The 19,436-nt window shown below is 68.7% G+C and carries 17 protein-coding genes; 10 read left to right on the forward strand and 7 right to left on the reverse strand.

The window, feature by feature from the left end:
* Positions 1–29: 29 nt before the first annotated feature.
* From AC5JJ2_RS23445 to AC5JJ2_RS23460, 4 genes are all read right to left on the reverse strand, one after another.
* Positions 30–410, reverse strand: a complete 381-nt coding sequence (locus AC5JJ2_RS23445) for a hypothetical protein (RefSeq protein WP_495860461.1) — start codon at positions 408–410, stop codon at positions 30–32.
* A complete protein-coding gene (locus AC5JJ2_RS23450) occupies positions 407–1,534 on the reverse strand; it encodes a hypothetical protein (protein WP_495860462.1) in 1,128 nt (375 codons plus the stop codon). Before AC5JJ2_RS23450 ends, AC5JJ2_RS23445 begins: the two co-directional genes overlap by 4 nt.
* 196 nt (positions 1,535–1,730) lie before the next feature.
* Positions 1,731–3,422, reverse strand: a complete 1,692-nt coding sequence (locus AC5JJ2_RS23455; RefSeq protein ID WP_495860463.1) for a GMC oxidoreductase — start codon at positions 3,420–3,422, stop codon at positions 1,731–1,733.
* 89 nt (positions 3,423–3,511) lie between these two features.
* The gene (locus tag AC5JJ2_RS23460) at positions 3,512–3,862 is read right to left on the reverse strand and encodes a VOC family protein (RefSeq protein WP_495860464.1); all 351 of its coding nucleotides are present in this window, start codon (positions 3,860–3,862) and stop codon (positions 3,512–3,514) included.
* 150 nt (positions 3,863–4,012) lie between these two features.
* Between AC5JJ2_RS23460 and AC5JJ2_RS23465 the strand changes: the two genes are divergently transcribed.
* From AC5JJ2_RS23465 to AC5JJ2_RS23490, 6 genes are all read left to right on the forward strand, one after another.
* Entirely contained in the window at positions 4,013–4,285 is a 273-nt protein-coding gene (locus AC5JJ2_RS23465) for a hypothetical protein (RefSeq protein ID WP_495860465.1), read from the forward strand.
* Positions 4,282–4,602, forward strand: a complete 321-nt coding sequence (locus AC5JJ2_RS23470; protein ID WP_495860466.1) for a type II toxin-antitoxin system RelE/ParE family toxin — start codon at positions 4,282–4,284, stop codon at positions 4,600–4,602. Before AC5JJ2_RS23465 ends, AC5JJ2_RS23470 begins: the two co-directional genes overlap by 4 nt.
* A gap of 453 nt (positions 4,603–5,055) precedes the next feature.
* A complete protein-coding gene (locus tag AC5JJ2_RS23475; protein WP_495860467.1) occupies positions 5,056–5,451 on the forward strand; it encodes a MauE/DoxX family redox-associated membrane protein in 396 nt (131 codons plus the stop codon).
* A gap of 428 nt (positions 5,452–5,879) precedes the next feature.
* Positions 5,880–6,908 (forward strand): hypothetical protein, encoded by a 1,029-nt coding sequence (locus AC5JJ2_RS23480; RefSeq protein WP_495860468.1) that lies wholly within the window; start codon positions 5,880–5,882, stop codon positions 6,906–6,908.
* A 10-nt stretch (positions 6,909–6,918) separates the two neighbouring features.
* A complete protein-coding gene (locus tag AC5JJ2_RS23485) occupies positions 6,919–7,443 on the forward strand; it encodes a hypothetical protein (RefSeq protein WP_495860469.1) in 525 nt (174 codons plus the stop codon).
* A 45-nt stretch (positions 7,444–7,488) separates the two neighbouring features.
* Positions 7,489–8,214 (forward strand): proteasome-type protease, encoded by a 726-nt coding sequence (locus AC5JJ2_RS23490; protein ID WP_495860470.1) that lies wholly within the window; start codon positions 7,489–7,491, stop codon positions 8,212–8,214.
* Between the two features lie 129 nt (positions 8,215–8,343).
* Here the strand turns inward: AC5JJ2_RS23490 and AC5JJ2_RS23495 are convergent, their stop codons facing one another.
* On the reverse strand, positions 8,344–10,929 hold the full coding sequence (locus AC5JJ2_RS23495; RefSeq protein ID WP_495860471.1) for a serine/threonine-protein kinase: 2,586 nt from the start codon (positions 10,927–10,929) through the stop codon (positions 8,344–8,346).
* Between the two features lie 121 nt (positions 10,930–11,050).
* Between AC5JJ2_RS23495 and AC5JJ2_RS23500 the strand changes: the two genes are divergently transcribed.
* Both AC5JJ2_RS23500 and AC5JJ2_RS23505 read left to right on the forward strand, forming a co-directional pair.
* Positions 11,051–12,568, forward strand: a complete 1,518-nt coding sequence (locus tag AC5JJ2_RS23500; RefSeq protein WP_495860472.1) for a ThuA domain-containing protein — start codon at positions 11,051–11,053, stop codon at positions 12,566–12,568.
* 97 nt (positions 12,569–12,665) lie between these two features.
* Positions 12,666–14,306, forward strand: a complete 1,641-nt coding sequence (locus AC5JJ2_RS23505; protein ID WP_495860473.1) for a TIGR02996 domain-containing protein — start codon at positions 12,666–12,668, stop codon at positions 14,304–14,306.
* Positions 14,307–14,432: 126 nt separating this feature from the next.
* Here AC5JJ2_RS23505 and AC5JJ2_RS23510 read toward each other — a convergent pair whose 3' ends face one another.
* The gene (locus AC5JJ2_RS23510) at positions 14,433–15,422 is read right to left on the reverse strand and encodes a hypothetical protein (RefSeq protein ID WP_495860474.1); all 990 of its coding nucleotides are present in this window, start codon (positions 15,420–15,422) and stop codon (positions 14,433–14,435) included.
* A gap of 171 nt (positions 15,423–15,593) precedes the next feature.
* The gene (locus AC5JJ2_RS23515; RefSeq protein ID WP_495860475.1) at positions 15,594–16,196 is read right to left on the reverse strand and encodes an RNA polymerase sigma factor; all 603 of its coding nucleotides are present in this window, start codon (positions 16,194–16,196) and stop codon (positions 15,594–15,596) included.
* A gap of 164 nt (positions 16,197–16,360) precedes the next feature.
* Between AC5JJ2_RS23515 and AC5JJ2_RS23520 the strand changes: the two genes are divergently transcribed.
* Both AC5JJ2_RS23520 and AC5JJ2_RS23525 read left to right on the forward strand, forming a co-directional pair.
* A complete protein-coding gene (locus AC5JJ2_RS23520; protein ID WP_495860476.1) occupies positions 16,361–17,968 on the forward strand; it encodes a glycosyltransferase in 1,608 nt (535 codons plus the stop codon).
* Positions 17,969–18,172: 204 nt separating this feature from the next.
* Entirely contained in the window at positions 18,173–19,342 is a 1,170-nt protein-coding gene (locus AC5JJ2_RS23525) for a DUF1571 domain-containing protein (protein ID WP_495860477.1), read from the forward strand.
* Positions 19,343–19,436: the final 94 nt, after the last annotated feature.

Raw genomic sequence — 19,436 nt, forward strand, 5'->3', positions numbered from 1 at the left:
GGGAGGGGTAGTGTAGCCGACTCGAAATGTCAGCTCTCGACGGAGGGCCGATAGAGCCATCCGCGGATTTGGGCCTTTGCTTGAAGTTTTTTACTTTTCTTCCGGCACTGTTTCTCGTCAAGCCCGGTGAAATCAACAACAGCGTGTTCGGGGAAAGGTTCAGGATCGGGGCGGGCCATCAGACCTTCTATTCCGCACTCGCTAACTGTAACGGCCACCACGCCAGCGGACCTTTTCTTGGAAACGGTCGTGTAGTGTGTCCATGAGGCTTCTGCCGCGATCTGGTCGCCGTCATAGACAGATAGGAGTCCGTTGTCGGACTCGTTAGGACGGAAAGCCACGGAACTGGCAAAGCCGTCCTGTACGAAGTTAGGATGAATCTGCCGAAACAATAGCGTAGCGTCGGTCATTCGGCTGCCCCGCCAACGGTACGCACCTGTTCGGCCAGCCACGCCCAGCCGTCGTCCGTCGCCAAATCGAGTTCCCTTTCAAACTCTTCATCGGTGTCAATGTTCAAGGAATGCCACTCGCCCCGTTTCGACGCCGGATCGAACTCCAGAGATAGCGACCACGGGCCAAGCGACCACTCCGCCAGTATCCGCCCGACCGGGGTGGGGAACAGGTAGGGCAACCGAAGGTTATCGGGATACTGCTTTTCAAAGGCTGTGGCGAACCAGTCGAGGGCGGTGTGGGACGGGGCCGATCCTTTTCCGTCAAGCCAGCCGTGCCGGAGTAGTTTCAGTTCCTCGACCCGTGCCCGAACATCGAGCGGATCAATTACAACCACTTGATCTACGGTCTCGATTCCCTTGAGTTTGCGATCCCGGTCGAATCGACCACTCGCATACACACGGACTCGCACCTTCTGGCCGGAGGCGTAACTGTTGACTGCTTCCAAAACGGTTTCGAGGTGGGGTTCACTAAGGGGGGCGGTAATTTGCGTTCCGTCCAACCGCATCAATCTGAACCACCCGTCTTTTAGCTCGATTTCGGTAGGCGTGCCGTGGAGAACGATATCGCCGGTGTACTCCTTTACCGTGGAGGCCATTACGAGGCGGTGTCGAGTCTCTTGGGTAAGGCGGGCGGGCGGGCTAGTCGTGGCGTCATGGAACACAACGGCCTCGCCGGCTTCCAGACTGCGCCCGAAGCGCGCGAAGTAGCCAAGGATGCGCGGCGGGAGGTCGGTAATCGGTTGACCCTGTTCGGCCTCCCGGATCGACCCGACGATGGCGGCGCGGGCTTCCTCGAAGTACGACTTCGCGGCCGGTGGGAAGAGCGTGTTGGCCGTAAGGAACAAACTGATTACCGGAATCGCGCTGCCTTCCTTAACTGCGGTCAATTTGAGCGAGATACCGTCCGTGAACCCTCGCGGAACTCGCTTACGTTCCGGGTTCTCTCCACGATACTTCCACTTGGCGATTTCCACGATCATCTGTTCGAGGACGGCGAAGTCGGCAAGGACGTGGAGGGGCACCACGCCACCGTCAAAGCGGGACCCCTTCAACTGCGGCTCCAAAAACGGTTCGACGTTCACGTCCCTCACCCCGCAGTAACCGGTCAAATTCGCCGGGTCACGGCACAGTCATTGTGAACAGATGTTACATTCTATCGGCACAGTCAGGTAATGGAATTGGCCGTGGTAGTACTTTGGAAGAGTTTAGACAAAGTTCCGAAACAACGTGATCGAGTTACACGGTGATTCCATCTACTCTCACGCGATACAGCCCCCGTCATGCGATGGCGTCGGCCACCTTGCCCGCGAGTGTGAGGCCGATCAGCGTCGGGTTCGCCGACCCGACGGTCGGGAATAGGGACAGGTCGGCCGCGTACCCGTTCGCGACGTGGTGGAACCGGCCGTTCTCGTCCGTCACGGCCGCGGCCGCGGCTCCCATCCAGAGTGTGCCGGACTCGTGGTGCGTCGTGCCCAGGCCGTCCCGCATCTGGTCGCGGACCTGCGCCAGCGTCGGCGGGGCGGCGTGGAACCCGCCGTTGTACCCGTACTCGATGTTCCCCGCGCCGCCGGCCAGCTGCTGGACGAGCGCCAGCGCCGCGGCGTCCATCGCGTCCCACACGGCCGCGTCGGCGGCCGTCGGAACCAATCGCACCCACGCCCGCGGGACGCCGAACTCGTCGGTCTCGAACGGGCTGAGGTTCATCCAACTCCCGGCCCCGTTCGGCACGGCCGTCACCTTGTCCCCGCCCATCTCCCCCAGCCCGCGGACGGTGACCGCCACCCACCCGGCCGTCTGCGCCGCCAGCGTGTTGTCCAACAGGTCCAGGTCCGGGATCATGCGGAACAACAGCGCGTCCGAGTTCCCGCCCTGGTCCGCGGAGGCGGTGAGTTGGAGGTGGAACCGCCGGCCGGCGGCCGACCCGCGGACGAGGGCCGCGGCCGTCTGGAGCTGCGCCGGCAGCCCGGCCCCGAACGCCGCCCGGCGGATGCGGACGGTCAGGTTCGTGCGGGTGTGGGCCATCAGGTTGCGGCCCATGAGCGGGGTCGGGAACGAGAGCAGCGCCAGCCGGGTCGATTCGACCGCGCCGGCCGCCAGCACGACGGCGCACGCCGGCGGCACGGCCAGGAACTGCCGCGTCCCGTTCACCGCGACCTCGATCGTGTGGATGCTGCCGCCGGCGGCGTGCAGCTTGATCGCGTGGGCGCGGGGGACGAGGAACAGCCGACGGGTCGCGTCCGGGGCGGCGGCGGCCTCGCGGATGGCGTCCACGAGGAGCGGGGCGCTGCTGAACTTGTCGAAGCTGAACAGCCCGGACGCCGGGGCGGACCCCTGCACCGCGAGCGGGGCCTCTTCCACCGCGTCCAGGGTCGCCATGCCCGGCACGACGGCCGCGAGCCGGGCGTGCAGGGCGGCGTCCAGCGGGCCGGAGATGAAGTCGGTCCCCGGCGTGACGCCGATCTCCCGCTCGACGCGGGCGTAGTTGGCGGCCAGGTACGCGGCGACGCCGGCCGGCCAGAGGGCGTGGTCGGCGGCCGTCAGCCGGGGTGCCCACCCGCCCCAGTACAGGGACCGCCCGCCGACGCAGTACGCCAGCCCCGGCGACGCGACGTTGCTCCGCCACGGCAGGCCCCACACCCGCTCCCGCGGCACGCCGGGGTCGGCCGCCACCGCCGCCGGGACGTTCAGCCCGATCCGCGCGAGGTTCTGGACGTGTTCGGACACGAGGAACGGCCCGGCCTCGAGTACGAGCACCCGGCGGTTGGCGGCAGCCCCGCGGCGGTAGATTTTCTCCGCGCAGTACGCCCCGAACATGCCCGCCCCGAGGACGACGGCGTCGAACGGTGCGCCGCCGTTGCCGGTGGCTTCCGCCCAGGTGTTGCAGACGTACCGGCCGAGCACGTCGGCGGCGAACGTGGTGTCCTGCACCTCGACGGCGGCCGCGGCTTCGACGAGTTGTTTCAGCGGCACGGGCATCGCCTCGCGAACGGGGGCGGAGAGGGGTCGGCCGCGATTCTACCGCCGTGGCGAGGGAGGGGGAAAGGAAATCTCCGCCCCGGTCACTTCGCGTACTTCGGCTGGTAGAGCTGGACGGTGAAGTCGCCGGGGACGTGGAACCGCGTCACGAGGCCGAACCCGTGGTCCTCGACCGGGCCGGCGAACGCCACCCCGCGGGCCGTCAGCTCCGCGACCGTCGCGGCGATGTCGTCGCAGTAGAACGAGATGTCCGCCGTGCCGGACGGCGGCTCGCCGTCGCCGGTCGGGTGGACGCCGAGGTCCGCTTCCGGGGCGTCGAAAATGAGCCACCCGCCGCCCACGTCCGCGGCCGGCCAGCCGAGCTTGTCCCGCAGGAAGGCCCGCAGCTCGTCCGCCTTCGACGAGTAGAACATGGCGTGCAGGCCGCGGATCATGGGCGTTCCCTCGGGGGCCGGACGCCAGCGTACCGGGCCGCGGCCGGCGTGTCAAAACCGAACGCGGCGACGCCGGCGTGGCGCGACCGGCCCCGCTCGACACCGCGGCCGGCGGCGGGTAGGATTCAGCATCCGAACAAGGGCGAACCCATGAGCGCGACCGTTGACCCCGGCGTCGAAATCCCTGCCGACTTACTGGAGCGTGGGTTGCAGTTGTCGTCGGCGGCGAAGGTGAAGTTTGCGAACCTCCTGCTGGACGCGGTGGAGGGGCCGCCGGACGACCCGGAGGTGGCCCGCAAGGAAGTAAAGGAGCTGATCGCCGACCGGATCGAGGGCTACCTCAGCGGCCGGTACAAGGCCGTGGACGCGGAGGAGCAGCTCGCCGAGGTCGAGAAGTGGTACAAGGAGAAGTACCCGCAATGAAGGTACGCGCACTCCAAGCCGCCACGGACGACTTGAAGTCGGCGGCGGACTACCTGGAAGCCGCCCGGTCTGGCACCGGCGGCCGATTGATCGCCGCGTACCGCGAGGTCGTCCGACAGTTGAGAATCTTCCCCCAACTGTTTTCTCTCGTCGAAGACGACTTCCCGCCGCACGAGGTCCGCAACGCCATCCTCGAACGCTTCTACTACCGCGTTATCTATCTCGTGAAGCCGGACGAGGCCGTGATCCTCGCGGTGACGCACACCAGCCGGCGGCCGGAGCACTGGCACGGCCGGCCCGCCGATCCGGGAATTTGACCGATGGGCTTCCGCGACTTCATCGCCAGCCGGTTGTTCCGCAAGGCGATGACGAAGTGACCTCAAGGCCGGACCCGAAGACGAGCCGCGGCCGGCAGTTGGGTGCGAGCAGTTTCCCTATTGCTGCGGGCGACGTTCAGTCTAATCTCAGACAATAATCGGGTCAAATCGGAAGAATTCTCCCGATTGTGCTTGACAGACAGAAGAGGGGGGGGCGCATAATGTGTGGTTGATTCACGTTTTCCCTTCTCTTCTGGGAGTCGGCATCATGAGGAAGCTCGGTCCGGCGTGTGTATTGGGTGGGCAGCTCCGCCTCTCTACTTCTCTCCAGTCAAAGAGGCTCTGACACATCCTCCGAAAAGCTGGAAAACGAGCCGAAACGAAAGTTCTGTCAGGACCTCTAACGGTCAGAGGCCGCAGTGAATTGATCGGTAGTATTATTTTGAACCATTTATGGCAAGAAGATTCGTTTCCATAGTGTGTGGTGTTGTGCTTTTGACTGCTGTAGCCTTGAAGACCGAAGGCTTGGCAGAAGGAAGTCACCACGCGAGTGTGTTCCCTTGGTGGGTCCAGTTAACCGTCACCGAGGTCGAACTCGTGGTGGGGCTTTGGCTGATCGCCGGTTGGACCCGCATAGCCGCAAACGCCGCGGCAATCGGCACGTTTGCCGTGTTGGGTTTGGCCAGTGCGTACTTGATTATCCATGGCTCGGCCGCATGCGGTTGCTTCGGTCGTGTTCGCGTTCACCCGAAATGGACGCTCTTGCTCGATGTATTCTGCTGCGCTGCCCTGTTCGTGGCACGACCCCGGCAGCGGGTGCCGCCGGAATCCGCGTCCGAACGAAGTTAATTCACCCCAACTACCCTGTCACGAAGGAGTTCGTTATGAGTAAATCGGATCTGCTGGTTCGTCTTCTGTCCGGTTGCGGCGTCCTCTTCCTCATGCTCGCCGTCGCACTTTCGCCGGTACGGCCCGCGTCGGCGGAAGAGGAGGTCTACACATCTCCCGTGTGCGACAGTCAGTGCCAGGCGAGCGGCACGTTACCGAATTGTTCGTGTTCCGGGTCTTGCAATAAGGTCAATCCGGACCCGTTCCCCGGCCAAGTATACGAATGCCGCGGATGCACCGCGGGTAGGAAGGTTGTCGCCGGCGTGCCGTCGTGTGGGTGTGGTTGTGTCGATCACTTCTCGTAACCTGTTTGGAGATCGCGATAACTACTCAGAACTTGACCACCCGCCCCTCCTGAGGCGATTAATGTGTATCCGGTGATCTGTATCTTGTTGACGACCACGCCCGTCGCTCCCGCCCAGGGTGATTGGCGATCGGTGCTTCAATCCAAAGTCTTTACCTCGCCCTGCGCGTACGCCCGCCGAGGCGAGTCGGACGGATTTGACATCAGTACCGAGGCGACCGGAAGAATGAACACCGATGGGAAGGTAGAAGATTATCGGAGTACCATGAGGCACGTCCGGGGCCGGGGGCAGTACATCTGCCTCGAACAAGTCGATCCATGGAGCCGCGACAGCGTCGGGATGATGTTAAATGATCGTTATTTTGCGCGGCTTTCACCGGCGGACGGGGGCGTATGGAATCTTGCCGAATTCATGACCATGGATCGCCGGGTGGTGCCCGTGTCGGCTCATGCGATATCGCGACCCACGACAAAAATCGAGGCGTCGATCGAAACGCTCAAGGGGCGGGTCGATGCCTACTTCCGTACGTCATCGGCCGTTCGACTCTGGGGCAAGGAGTACGGGCTGGATCAACTCTCGACCTTGCCGAAGTTTACCGTCGATCCGGCTGGCACGAGGGTCGAGGGCAAGAAAGTTTATCTGGCTTTCTCATACGAGCGCGACGACATTTTGGGATCGACCCCCGCCGTCGTCTTCCACTGCAGGGGCGTGGTGGAAGTCGATCCGGAACGGGACATCCCGTTGATTCGTTACCGGGAAACAGTCGAGGCGGCGGGGTGGAAGGGGTGGTCTGAAACGAGCCATCAGTACACCAAGACCGTCGACGCCTGCTCGATCACGACCCAGTACAGACATCACCTCCAAGCGGACCAGATAAGGCAGGGTGTGCATAACGGGGGTCTGGAGATCACCTTCCAATCCGCGGTCCGGTTCGGCCCGTTCGCCGATTCGCATTTCGACTTGTCCGCCTTCGGGTTGTCCGAACCGTCCGGGGTGGAACGCCGGTGGTTGTCCACGTACCTCTGGCTCGCCCTGGCCGGCGTCCTGTTTCTGCTCGCGGCCGGCCTGGTTCGCTGGCGACAGAAGCGCCGCGCGGGCGACCTCTCGATTTGAGAACGGAGCCATGAGAATCGTCGTCGCATGTCTGCTGGCGGTCGTCGCTGGTTCGGCCCGCGCCGACGACCCGACGAACGGCCAGTTCACCTGGCTGAAGTTCAAGGACAAGGCCGGCGAGGAGCACGCCTACCCGCGATGGGCGGCCGACGCGAAGAAGGCCGATCACGTCACCCTGAAGGTCGCGAAGGCGGCCTTCTACCTGGACAAGGACTACACGCTCGAACGGGCGACGCTCAAGGTTTACCTGCCGTCGCCCGCCTTCAAGGGGGCCTGGGCGGTCGATCCGGCCGTCACCTGCGTCGCCCCGGAGCCGGAGGACGTGGCGCTGATCGCCGGTCCGGAAGCGGTCGCAAAGGACAAGTCGTTGAACAAGTGGACGATCACCTGGATCGACTCCGCGAAGAAACCGACGGCGATCCCGGACGGGGTCAAGGTAAAGCTGGAACTCACGATCACGATCAAGCGGGACGGTAAGGAAACCAGTGGCACACTGTCTCCGGAAATGTCCGCCACGGCCGAGGCCCGGCCCTGACCACGGGCGGCTGGATTCGCCCTCCGGCCGGCCTATCATTCCGCCATGTCCTACTGCGTCGCGATCCTCACGAAGGCCGGCCTCGTCCTCGCGTCCGACTCGCGGACGAACGCCGGCCTCGACCAGGCGAACGTCGCCCGCAAGCTCTACCCGTTCGCCACCCCCGGCGAGCGGGCGTTCGTCCTGCTCACCAGCGGCGGGCTGTCGCTCAGCCAGAGCGTGCTGGCCGTGCTGACCGGCGAGTACGCGGCCGGGCAGGGCCTCGCGGCCGCCGCCACCATGTACGACGCCGCCCGCGTCGTCGGCGACGCGGTCCGGGCCGTCGCGGCGCGGGACCGCGAGTTCCTGGAGAAGGACAAGATCGCGTTCAACGTGAACTTCCTGATCGGCGGGCAGATCGGCACGCAGCCGCACGAGTTGTACCTGATCTACCCGCAGGGGAACCCGCTGCGGGCGACGCCGGAGTGCCCGTTCCTGCAGATCGGCGAGTCGAAGTACGGCCGCCCGATCCTCGACCGGGCGGTGCGGTACGAGAGCACGTCGCTGGCGCAGGCGACGAAGCTCGCGCTCATCTCGCTGGACTCGACGATGCGGTCGAACCTGACCGTCGGGCCGCCGATTGATTTGGTGGTGTACCACGCCGGCGAGCTGGCGATCCGGCAACAACTCACGCTCGGCGCGGACGACCCGCAATTGCTGGCGATCCGCACGCAGTGGGAGCAGGAGCTGCGGGCCGCGTCGCAACGGCTGCCGGAGATTCGGTTCCCGTGAGGCGAGCGTCGGGGCGTAAGCCCGACGTGGCTGCACGCCCACGGTGGGTATTGTCGCGTGCGGTAAAACTCGTTGCGCGAGGTGATGCCACGTCGGGCTTACGCCCCGACGCTCGCCGGAAGAAAAGGATCACCGGCCCGTCAGCCACGCCCACAGGCGGGAGAGCGGGTTCCCCCCGCCGCGGGGGGGCGGCGGGGCGGGCTGGCGGGGGAGCGAAGCCCGTCCGCCCCACGTCGGCGGCTCGGGCGGCGGGATGGCCTTCCGCGTCCGGCTGCCCGGCTGGGGCACGGGCGGGAGCGACCCGGTCTCGGCGGCCCGCAGCCACGCGGTCACGTCGGCCCCCAGTTCCGCGGCCGTCGCGTACCGGTCGGCCGGCTCCCGCGCCATTGCCTTCAGGCAGACCCGCTCCAGGCCCACCGGCACGCCGGGGTTCATTTTGCCCGGTCGGTCGAACCCGCCCTTGGCCTTCTGAAGCATGATCTCAAGGGCCGACGTGCCCGCGAACGGCGTCCGCCCGGTCAGGATTTCGAACAGCCCGACGCCGAGCGTGTACACGTCGAGGGCGGCGCTCGCCCGGACGACGCCTTTGATCTGCTCCGGGGCGATGTACGCCGGCGTGCCGACGATCACCCCCGTCCGGGTCATGCTCGCGCTAAACGCCTCGTCCCCCTCGTCCTCGGCCGCCAGGTCGCGGGCCTCGGCGAACCCCTTCGCGATGCCCCAGTCGATGACCACCGCCGCCCCGTCCGGCTGGACGATGACGTTCGCCGGCTTCGCGTCCCGGTGGGCGATCTTGTTCGCGTGGGCGTACCCGAGGGCGTCGCACGCCTGCACGAACGCCGTCAGCAGCCGGGCGAACGCCGAATTGCCGGGCGTCATCGGCGTCGGCGACGCGTGGAACCGGCGGGTCTCCTCCTGCAAACTTTGCCCCTCGACGTACTCCATGACCAAAAACGGCCGGCCGGTCCCGGAGTGGATGCCGTAGGTGTACACCTGCACGATGTTCGGGTGGCGGAGGTTCGCGGTCAATTGAATCTCCCGAAGGAACCGCTGGCCGCGGACGCCGGTGAACTCCTGGGTGAACTCCTTGATCGCGACGAGCCGCCGGAGGGCGTTGTCGCGGGCGAGCAGCACCCGCCCGGACCCGCCGACGCCGAGCACCCGCTGGACCGTGTACCCCTGGACCAGCTCCGGCTCCGGCACGTCCGCCGGCGGGGCGGCCGCGGCGTCGGTCGAGACCTCCGCCGACAAGCCGAACGTCGCCCCGGTCGGCGGCTCGTCGGGCGCGAGCGTCACCGACGGCGCGGGCAACTCGCGGGTGATGATGATCGTGGCCAGGTTCTGCTTGTACTCGCCGGGGTGGGTGGCGATCAGCCCGCGGTAAATCTCGGCCGCCTCCGCCTGGAGCCGTTGGGCCTCCTCCGCGGCCCCCAGGGCGGCGTGCAGCGGGGCGGCGGCGAGGAAGCAGTTGGCCCGCTCGGCCCGGAACCGCGGCGTCTGCGGGAACCGCGCGAACAGGTCGCGGAACAGGTCGGCCGCCTCGCCGATGGCCCGGATCGCGTCCCCGGCCCGGCCCATCCCCTGGTACACCTGGCCGAGGTTCGACAACTGCCGGGCGAGCTGTTCCAGCAGAACGGCGTCGGCCGGGTCCGCCGCCGACCGGTCGCGGAGGACGGCGACGGTCGCCCACTGGGCGGCGGCCGGCTGGTCGGCCATCCACCGCTCGACGGCGGCCGCGAGGTCGGCGGCGGACGGGTACCGGTCGGCCGGCGCGAGCGCCAGGGCGCGGGCGGTGATGTCGTCCAGGACGGCGTCCACCCACGGGGAGGCGGCCCGCGGCCGGGGCGGTTCGGCGGCGTGCCGGCCGGACGGGTGCGGGGACCGCCCGGTCAGCACCGCGTACAGGACGGCCCCGAGGCCGTACACGTCCGTCCGCTCGTCGTGCCCCGGCCCGTCCTTGTCCGCCTGCTCCGGCGACCAGTAGCCGGGCGTCCCACCCCCGGTGGTGGCCGCCGCGCCGGCCAGCGGAGCTTCGGCCGCGGCCGTCTCCCCGCTGGTCAGCCGCTTCGCCAGCCCCCAGTCCACGACGAGCGTCTCGCCGAACGGCCCGAGCATGATGTTGTCCGGCTTCAGGTCGCGGTGGATGATCCGCCGGCTGTGGGCGTAGGCGATCGTCTGGCAGACGGTCAGGAACCGGGCGAGCAGCCGCCGCAGCGCGACCGACTGGTCGCCGGTCAGCCCGGCCGTCGGCCCGGCCGCGTGAAACGCCTTGATCGCCGCCGCCAGTGTCTCGCCCTCGACGAACCGCATCGCGTAGTGCGGGTGGTCGTCGGCCGCGGCCGGCCGGCGGAGGGTGTACACCGGCACGATGCCGGGGTGCTCCAGCTCGCCGGTGACCTCCGCCTCGAACACGAACTTCCGCCGGTACCAGTCCTTGTCCCGATGCTTCGGCTGGATGTCCTTGACGGCGACGCGGCGGCTCAGCTCCCGGTCGTCCGCCGCGAACACCCGCCCCATGCCGCCCTTGCGGTGGAACGCCGGGTTCGCGAACCGCTCCGCCCGCGGCGGGTCGTGGTCGTCCGGCGTCGGCGGGGCCGGCGGCGTCGGCGGTTGGTAGTCGTCCGGGGTAACGTCCGTCCGCGTCGGGGCCGCCCCGTGGTACGTGGGCGTCCCGTCCGGCTGGGGGTACGTCGGCGTCGGTTGCTCGTCGGCCATGGCCCGTTCCTGGTCGCGTCGCCGGGGCACACGAGAGTGTACCGGGCCGCCCGGCGGTTTTCCCGATGATTTTGCCCGGCCGCTCGGCTACCATCGGCTCCACTCACCCGGAGGCCGTCCGATGGTCCGCTTGCTCTCCCTTCTGGCGCTCGCGCTCGTTCCCGCCGCCCGCGCCGACGACTTCACCCTGAACGCCCGCTCGAAGGTCGAGACCGCCCCCGGCAGCGGCCGCCACCACACGCTGACGACGCCGACGACGTGGGCCGCCGCGAAAACGGCCGTCGTCGTCTGCGACATGTGGGACAAGCACTGGTGCGACGGCGCGACCGGCCGCGTCGGCGAGATGGCGAGTCGGATGAACGAAATCTTGGTGGCCGCCCGGAAGAAGGGGGCGCTGATCGTCCACTGCCCGTCGGACACGATGGCCTTCTACAAGGACCACCCCGGCCGCAAGCTGGCGATGAGCGCCCCCAAGAGCGAGCCGAAGGTTCCGCTCGAACGGTGGTGCAAGCTCGACCCGGACAAGGAAGGCAAGCTGCCGATCGACGACAGCGACGGCGGGTGCGAGACGCCGTCGAAGAAGGGGCCGCCGTGGCCGTGGACCCGGCAACACGAGGCGCTCAAGATCGAGGCCGGCGACGCGATCACCGACAGCGACGAGGCGTACCACCTGATGCGGCAGCGGGGCGTCACGAACGTCGTCGTGATGGGCGTCCACACGAACATGTGCGTCCTCGGCCGGCCGTTCGCGATCCGGCAGCTCACGAAGCAGGGCCTCAACGTCGTCCTCGTCCGCGACATGACGGACACCATGTACAACCCGGCGAAGGCCCCGTTCGTCTCGCACTTCACCGGCACGGACCTGGTGGTGGACCACATCGAGAAGCATTGGTGTCCGACGGTCACGAGCGCCGACTTCCTCGGCGGCGCGGAGTTCCGGTTCAAGGACGACAAGCGGCCGCACCTCGTCGTCGTCGCGGCGGAGGACGAGTACAAGACGGAGCAGACGCTGCCCGCCTTCGCGCTCGCCCATCTGGGGAAGGACTACCGCGTGTCGTTCGTGTTCGCCGACGCCAAGAACAAGCACACGCTGCCGGGGATCCGGCAGTTACAGGACGCCGACGCGGTGCTCCTCAGCGTCCGGCGGAAGCCGTTGGTGAAGGCCGACCTCGATGTCGTTCGCAAGTTCGTGGCGAGCGGGAAGCCGGTGATCGCGATCCGCACGAGCAGCCATGCGTTCGCGCCGCGGAAGGGGGAGAAGCTGCCGGCCGGCGTCGAGATGTGGGAGGCGTTCGACAAGGAAGTGTTGGGGTGCGAGTACAAGGGGCACTACCCGAACACGCAGAAGACGACGGTTGCCCCGCCGGCGAAGCCGCACGCGATCTTGAAGGACTGGCCGACCGGCCCGCAGGCGTTCGCGTCGTGGATGTACAAGTCGAACCCGCTGGCCGCGGACGTGACGCCGCTGTTGACCGGCACGTCCGGCAACAGCCCGGCCGAGCCGGTGGCGTGGGTCCGCGAGAAGGCCGCCGGCCGCGGGCGGGTGTTCTACACCTGCCTGGGCCACGTCGAGGACTTCCAACAGGAAGCGTTCCAGAAGCTGCTAAAGAACGGCATCGCGTGGGCGACGGCGAAGTAAGTTTCCGGAACCCTCTTCATATAGCCGCCGGCTTGCCGGCGGGGTTTTGCGACGCCCCGAACCCCGCCGGCAAGCCGGCGGCTATATAGGAATCGCCATGTCCTTCCCCACGAACGCCGCGTTCGAGAAGGCCGTCGTCGCGGACGCCGAGTCCGACGTGCCGCGGCTGGCCTACGCCGACTGGCTGGACGAGAACGGCGACCCCGACCGGGCCGCGTTCGTCCGCGTCCAGTGCCGGCGGCCGCACGTCACCCCGGCCGCCGAGGAGTGGATCGACCTCGTCGAGCACGAGGCCGAACTCGCGGAGGTCCTGTCGAGGCGGCACGACCTGCTCCCGGCGTTCGCCAACCGGACGGCGGCGGACGACGTGCTGTACTTCAGCGCGTCGGCCTTCCGCGCCCTCGACCACCAACCCGAGTTCCAACGGGGGTTCCCGTTCTTCGTCGATGACAACAACTTCCGCACCCTGAACCCGCAGAAGTTCACCGACCGCCTCGTCGCCGCGATCGCGCACGTCGTCGAGCGCACCACGCTCCGCGGCCTGAACCTGAACAACGTTCCCGGCGACCGCTACTACGCCGTCTTCCGCCACCCCGCCTTCGACCGGTTCACCGGGCTGGCCCTCGGGCTGCATGGGCTGGAATCGTCGAACGTCGTGGGCATCCTTCAGATGCTGGTCGAGCGGCCGCGGGCGATCGCGGAACTCGGCGTCTACACCGACGGGCTGGACGCGAAGGCGGCCCGCGTCCTGCACGACACGCCGAACCTGCCGCACGTCCGGCAACTCACGATCCAGCAGTTCGAGGCCCCGGAGCGGGACATCGCGAAGCTCCTCGGCGGGCCGCTGTTCGCGAACGTGGAACGGTTCCGGTGCAAGCTCTACCAACCGGAGGCGGCGCGGGCGGCCCTCAAGCGATTGGCGAAGCTGCCGGCCCTGCACACGCTCGACCTCCCGGACCTCGCCGACGCGGCCGTGCCCTGGTTGGCCGCCGGCAAGTTCCCGGCCCTCGCCCGGCTCCGGCTGGAGATGCCCGCGGACGTGGCGGAGGCCGGCTACCTGGCGGCGGCGAAACTCCCGGCCCTCCGCTCCCTGGAATTGGTCACGAGCGGCATGAAGAACGACGCCTTCATGGCGCTGCTGAACGGCGGCTGGGTCGAACGCCTCCGGCGACTGCTCGTCACGGACGCGCGGGTCGGCAACGCGGGCGTCCGCGCGCTGGCCGCGCACCCGGCGGCGAAGGCGCTCCGCATGTTGCACCTCGGCGACAACCCGTTCGGCAAGGTCGGGCTGACGGCCCTCGCCACGGGCTTCCCGAACCTGACGACCCTCGACCTGGCCTCGTACCGAACTCGGAACATTCAGCCGGCCGAGATGGCGGAGTTCCTGTCGGCGGTGTCGCTGCCGCGACTCCGCTACTTGAACTTGAGGAACTGGCCGGTCGGTCCGGCCGGGGCCGAGGCGCTGGCGGCGAACCCGGCGTTCGCGTCCCTGCGGCGGCTCGATCTCGAAGGCTGCGCGATCGCCGATGCCGGGGCGGAGGCGCTGTTCGCGTCGCCGCACCTTCAGGGGCTGGTGTCGCTCGGCTTGCGGGACAACGAATTGAAGGCGTTGCCGGACGCGCTGGCCGATCCGGGGGTGATGGCCGGCCTGCGGTACGTGAACGTGTGCGACAACAAGCTACCGAAGGCGACGGCGAAGAAGCTGGCGGGGCGCGTCGGCGTGGACGGGGATTGGTGAGCGCCCGACTTCCGAAGTCCGGCTTCGACTTCGGAAGTCGATCCCCCGCGGGGGCGTTCCTTCCGGACCAATGGCGGGTTGATTCCGCTCGACTTCCGAAGTCGAAGCCGGACTTCGGAAGTCAAGTCACGGCACGTCGGTCGCCCGTCCCAACGACGCGTCCAGCCGGTGCAGGCCGGCGCGGACGGCCCCGTCCTGGTTCGTGTAGATGTGGTCGCCGTTCGGGCCGACCGTCGCCAGCCGCGAGAACGTCACGTGCCCGTCGCTGTACAGGATGTTCTGCCCGCGGCCGTGCGGCGACAGCGGGCCGTCCGTCGGCGACGCCAGCCGCGTCGGCAGGTCGGCCAGCAGCGGCGTCAGCTCGTCCGACACGCCGTCCACCCGCCGGCGGATGCCGAGCACGTCCCCGGCCGGCGACCGGTAGCCGAGCGTGTACGCGTAGGCCACCTGCGTCAGCCCGGTGTTCTTCTCCAGCTCCGTCGGGCAAATCCCCTTCACCGTGGACGCGAGATGCCCGGCCGTGACGAGTTCGGACACGAACGCCCCGGCCGTCGGCGCGGCCGGCGACCCGATCTTCGGGTACTGGTCGTCGTGCGTGTCGGCGTACCCGCTCAGCCCGGCGTGTAGCGTCTGCAGGTTCTGCTTGCACGCGGCCACCTGGCTCTCGTGCCGCAGCTTCATCACCCCGGTGACGACCATGCCGACGGCCACCAGCGCGACGGCCGCGGTCAGGCCCAACTCCACCCACCGCCGGACCGGGTACGACGCCCGCGGGGTGACCGGGGGGGGCAGTTCCTCGAACGTGGCGTCCGGCGCGAGGCCGAGGATCGGGTGGAAGTCCGACGCGTACACCGGCTTCTCCGGCGAAACGTCCGGGGGCGGGTCTTCGAGCGGAATCTTGTGCTCGATCGCGTAGGCGGCGACCCGCTGGATCGCGTCGATGGCCAGGCCCGGCGGCGGGGCGAAGTCGGCGTCGGCGGCCAGCGGCGCGAGGAAGTGCCGCAGCCGGGCGAGCTTCCGCTCGGCGGCCGGGTCGGTCGCGAGCAGTCGCTCGGCCGCGGCCGTTTCCGCCGGGGACAGGGCCTTCAGTGCGTATCCGAGGAGGAGGTCGTCCATAGTTCACCCTCCGCAACATCCGGGAACGTGCGGAACCTTCGTTCTCAACCTTGTTCTTCGACCGGGGCGGCCAACCTGGGACCGCGGGCGTCCCGCCCGCCACGGCCCCAGCCACGGAAGACAGGTCCCCGTGTCGGGCAGGTGGGCGGGCGGGACGCCCGCGGTCCCAGGTTACCCCGCCGCGTCCTTGACCTTCGCGTGCCACATCTCGGCCAGCTTCGTCATCGCCGCGTTCAGCCGCGACTTCACCGTGCCGAGCGGAATCTCCAGCGCGTCCGCGATCTCCTGGTACTTCAACCCCTGAAAGTACGCCAGGATGACCGCCTGCCGCAACAGGTCCGGCAGCTGGTCCACCGACGCCCGGACCTGGGCGGCTAGCTCGCCGCCCTCCGCGGACAGTGCCGGGTCGAGGTCACGGGCCGCGAGCAGGTCGAACAGCGACCGGGCGGAGTCCGCGCCGTCCTCGGCCGGGTTGAGCGCGTCGATCGTCCGCTCGTGCCGCCGCTTCACCCGCCGCAGGGCGTCGATGGCCTGGTTCGTGGCGATGGCGTACAGCCACGGGCGGGCGGGCCGCCCAGGCTCGTACTGCTTGATCTTCACGAACACGGCGACGAACGTGTTCTGGAACACGTCGGCCGCGAGGTCGTCGTCGCCGAGGTACCGGCGGAGGTAGCCGTAGAGTTCGCGCTCGTACCGGCGGACGAGCGGCCCGAGCATGTCCCGGTGGCCCGACCGGAGCCGTTCGAGGAGCGTCTCGTCGGGGCAACCGTCCATTGAAGTCTTCGCGGCAGCCACCGAGTACCTGTACGTGGGAGGGCGGTCGAAGGTTCGAGGGTGTTCGGGTATCATCGGGGGGCGACCGGCGAAACGTCAAGCAGGAAGGCCGGAAATGGCGGCCCGGCTTGACGCCGTTCCGCCGCGTTTCGTACAAGACGGGGATGCTCGCATCTCTGGCCCGGCACGTCGTCCGCCCGTTCCGCCGCCTCCGCGACTGGTACTCGCCGGTCGCGTTCGAGGAACAACTCGCCCCGATCCTCGCCCGCGCCGGCGTCGGGCCGGTGGACCTCCGGGCCGCCCTCGCCGACCGCCCCGCGGCCGACGGCGTCCGCACCGTCTGGTCCCTCCGCGACGACCTGCGGACCGCGCTGCCGCTCGGCCTGACGCCTGCGCAGCGGCACGAGTACGCCCACTGGCTCTTGACCCACGGCCGCGACGACTTCGGGTTCACCCCGGCGGCCGTCGCGGCCTACCTGTACGAACTCGCCCGCGACCGGGCGCACGGCCTCTTCGAGACGTACCGGTGGTCCCCGGAGTGGCAGCGGGCGCAGCCGCACGCCCTGACCCGCGACGGTTGGCCGGCGTTCCGCCAATGGGTCGCCGACCGGTACGACGTCCGCGACCCGTGGCTGCTGCGGGCCGTCGGGCCGACCCCGCCGCGCCGCCGCCCACGCCCCGGCGTCAACATCCTCTCGCACTACCGCCACCCGTCCGGGTTGCAGGCCGAGGCGAACCAAATCGGGGCCGCGCTGGAGCTGGCCGGCTGCCCGGTCGCCCGGCGGGACCTGCCGCTCGGGTGGCCCTACGACACCCGGTTCCCGCGGGCGTACCAGGACCTCGAAGAGTTCGACGTGTCGCTCGCCGTGATCGGGGCGACGGAGCCGCTGGACGAGCAGTACCGGCGGGCCGGGCTGCACCCGCGGCCGGGCGTCTACCGCATCGCCGGGTGGGCGTGGGAGCTGGCCGACTTCCCGGCCGCCCCGGTCCGGCACGCCGGGCTGGCGGACGAAATTTGGACGCCGAGCGAGTTCTGCGCCGCCGCCGTGCGAAGGGTGGTGACCGACCGCCCCGTCCTCGCCATGCCGCCGGGGCTGCACGTCCCGACGGCCCGCCGGCCGAACCGCAACCGGTTCGGGCTGCGGCGGGACGCGTACCTGTTCCTGTTCTTCTTCGACATGGTCAGCGTGATGGAGCGGAAGAACTCGCTGGGCCTCATTCGCGCGTTCCGCCGCGCGTTCCCGAACGAGCCGGGCGTGCAGCTGGCGATCAAGGTCTCCCGCGGGAAGGCCGTGCCGGAGAAATTCGCCGCGCTCACGGCCGCGGCGAAGGCGGCGGGCGTGACGGTCATCGACAAGGTGATGACGCGGGAGGAGTCGTTCGACCTGATGGCGTGCTGCGACGCCTACGTGTCGCTGCACCGGGCCGAGGGGTTCGGGCTGACGGTCGCCGAGGCGATGCTCATGGGCAAGCCGGTCATCGCGACGGATTACTCGTCCACGGCCGAGTTCTTGACGCCGGACGTGGGGCTGCCAGTGAAGCACACGCTGGTCCCGGTCGGGCCGGGGTGCGACCCGTACCCGGCGAGTTCGCACTGGGCCGAGCCGGACGAGGCGCACGCGGCCGAGCGGATGCGGTGGGCGTTCGAGAACCGGGCCGCGGCGCGGGCGGTCGGCCGCCGGGCGTGGCGTTTCATGGCGACGAAGTACGCCCCCGCCGCGACGGCCCGCCGGATGATCGCGCGGTTGACCGAGATTCGGGCCAAGAAGTGACCCCGCGGCCGACCTGGGACCGCGGGCGTCCCGCCCGCCCACCTTCCCAGTCACAGGGACACGCCTTTGGCGGCTGGGGCCGTGGCGGGCGGGACGCCCGCGGTCCCAGGGGTTGACACCCATCTACCCCGTCTTCGGATTGTCCCGGCGGGCGGGTTCGGGTACGTTGCCGGTTGAGGACGACCGCCGCAGGAGGCAGAAACGATGCGACGCCGCTGGCTACTCTCCGCTCTCGTCGGCACGCTCGCGGCCTCCGGCTGCCTGTTCAAGGACCGGAAGCGTTCCCCGCTCGCCGCGGACAAGCCGCTCCCGCCGCTGCCGTCGGCATTAGAGAAGGCCCAGCCGCCCGCCCCGCCGACGCCCGCGGTGGCCGCCCCGGTCGCGACGAACACGCTGCCGGACACGTCCGACTACAAGCCCGTCCCGATCCCCGCGCCGCCGCAACCGGTCGCGCCGCCCGGCGTGGTGGAAGTGATTCCGGTCGCCGCGCAGCTCGCGGTCGAGAACCCGGACGACGAGAAGGAGAAGGAGCGCAAGCGGCTGCTCGAACGCCTCCGCGAGAAGCGGGACGAGCGCAAAGAGGAACGGGTTCCGCCGAAGGATCCGCCGAAGCTGCCGAGCGCCATCGCCCCGAAGGAGCCGATGAAGCCGACCGAGGCGGCGAAGCCGGGCGACGTGGCCGCCGCCCGGAAGCTGCTCGACGTGGCGCTGGCGAAGTACGAGAAGCTGACCGACTACGAGGTCCACCTCGTCCGCCGCGAGGTCGTCGGCGGCAAGGAGTCGCCGACGGAAGAGATCGTGTTCCAGTTCCGCAAGCGGCCGTTCAGCGTCTACATGCGGAACGTCGGCGAGGCCGGGAAGGGCCGCGAGGTCCTGTACGTGGACGGCAAGTTCGACGGCCTGATGCACGTCGTCACCGGGCAGGGGGACAACCGGCTGATCGGGGCCGGGTTCAAAACGTCGCTGAAGCCGGACAGCCCGATGGCCACGTCGAAGGCCCGGCACAAGATCACGGAGGCCGGGCCGGGCAACCTGGTCGCGCGACTGGAGAAGTACGTGAAGGCGGCCGAGGCCGGCCGCGGGTCGATCAAGTCGCTGGGCGTGGTGCAGCGGAAGGACCAGCCGAACCCGGTCGAGGGGATCGAGATCGCGATCCCGCCGGGCGACGACCCGCTGCTGCCGAAGGGCGGCAAGTGGTCGCTGTTCTTCGAGCCGAAGACGGACGCCGCGACTTCCGGCAACCTGATGGTGAACGTGCTGCAGGACGAGACCGGCCGGGAGGTGGAGTACTACTGCTTCTCGCAGTGGAAGGTCCCGGCGAACCTGACGGACGCGGACTTCAGCCCCGACCGGCTGGGCGGGAAGAAGAAGTAGGACGATCTTGATCGACAGGATTCCAGACCTCCGCCTTTCCCCAGAACTGCTGGCGAATCGCAAGTTCCGATTCTTGCCAGAAGCTGACCGTTCG

The sequence above is a fragment of the Limnoglobus sp. genome, from assembly GCF_059499385.1.

Bases quoted from the DNA above. Each gene is read 5' to 3' on its own strand.
- AC5JJ2_RS23515 (WP_495860475.1), bottom strand. From the start codon at position 16,196: ATGGACGGTTGCCCCGACGAGACGCTCCTCGAACGGCTCCGGTCGGGC.
- AC5JJ2_RS23510 (WP_495860474.1), bottom strand. From the start codon at position 15,422: ATGGACGACCTCCTCCTCGGATACGCACTGAAGGCCCTGTCCCCGGCG.
- AC5JJ2_RS23470 (WP_495860466.1), top strand. From the start codon at position 4,282: ATGAAGGTACGCGCACTCCAAGCCGCCACGGACGACTTGAAGTCGGCG.
- AC5JJ2_RS23485 (WP_495860469.1), top strand. From the start codon at position 6,919: ATGAGAATCGTCGTCGCATGTCTGCTGGCGGTCGTCGCTGGTTCGGCC.
- AC5JJ2_RS23505 (WP_495860473.1), top strand. From the start codon at position 12,666: ATGTCCTTCCCCACGAACGCCGCGTTCGAGAAGGCCGTCGTCGCGGAC.
- AC5JJ2_RS23445 (WP_495860461.1), bottom strand. From the start codon at position 410: ATGACCGACGCTACGCTATTGTTTCGGCAGATTCATCCTAACTTCGTA.
- AC5JJ2_RS23465 (WP_495860465.1), top strand. From the start codon at position 4,013: ATGAGCGCGACCGTTGACCCCGGCGTCGAAATCCCTGCCGACTTACTG.
- AC5JJ2_RS23500 (WP_495860472.1), top strand. From the start codon at position 11,051: ATGGTCCGCTTGCTCTCCCTTCTGGCGCTCGCGCTCGTTCCCGCCGCC.
- AC5JJ2_RS23475 (WP_495860467.1), top strand. From the start codon at position 5,056: ATGGCAAGAAGATTCGTTTCCATAGTGTGTGGTGTTGTGCTTTTGACT.
- AC5JJ2_RS23520 (WP_495860476.1), top strand. From the start codon at position 16,361: ATGCTCGCATCTCTGGCCCGGCACGTCGTCCGCCCGTTCCGCCGCCTC.
- AC5JJ2_RS23495 (WP_495860471.1), bottom strand. From the start codon at position 10,929: ATGGCCGACGAGCAACCGACGCCGACGTACCCCCAGCCGGACGGGACG.
- AC5JJ2_RS23525 (WP_495860477.1), top strand. From the start codon at position 18,173: ATGCGACGCCGCTGGCTACTCTCCGCTCTCGTCGGCACGCTCGCGGCC.
- AC5JJ2_RS23460 (WP_495860464.1), bottom strand. From the start codon at position 3,862: ATGATCCGCGGCCTGCACGCCATGTTCTACTCGTCGAAGGCGGACGAG.
- AC5JJ2_RS23490 (WP_495860470.1), top strand. From the start codon at position 7,489: ATGTCCTACTGCGTCGCGATCCTCACGAAGGCCGGCCTCGTCCTCGCG.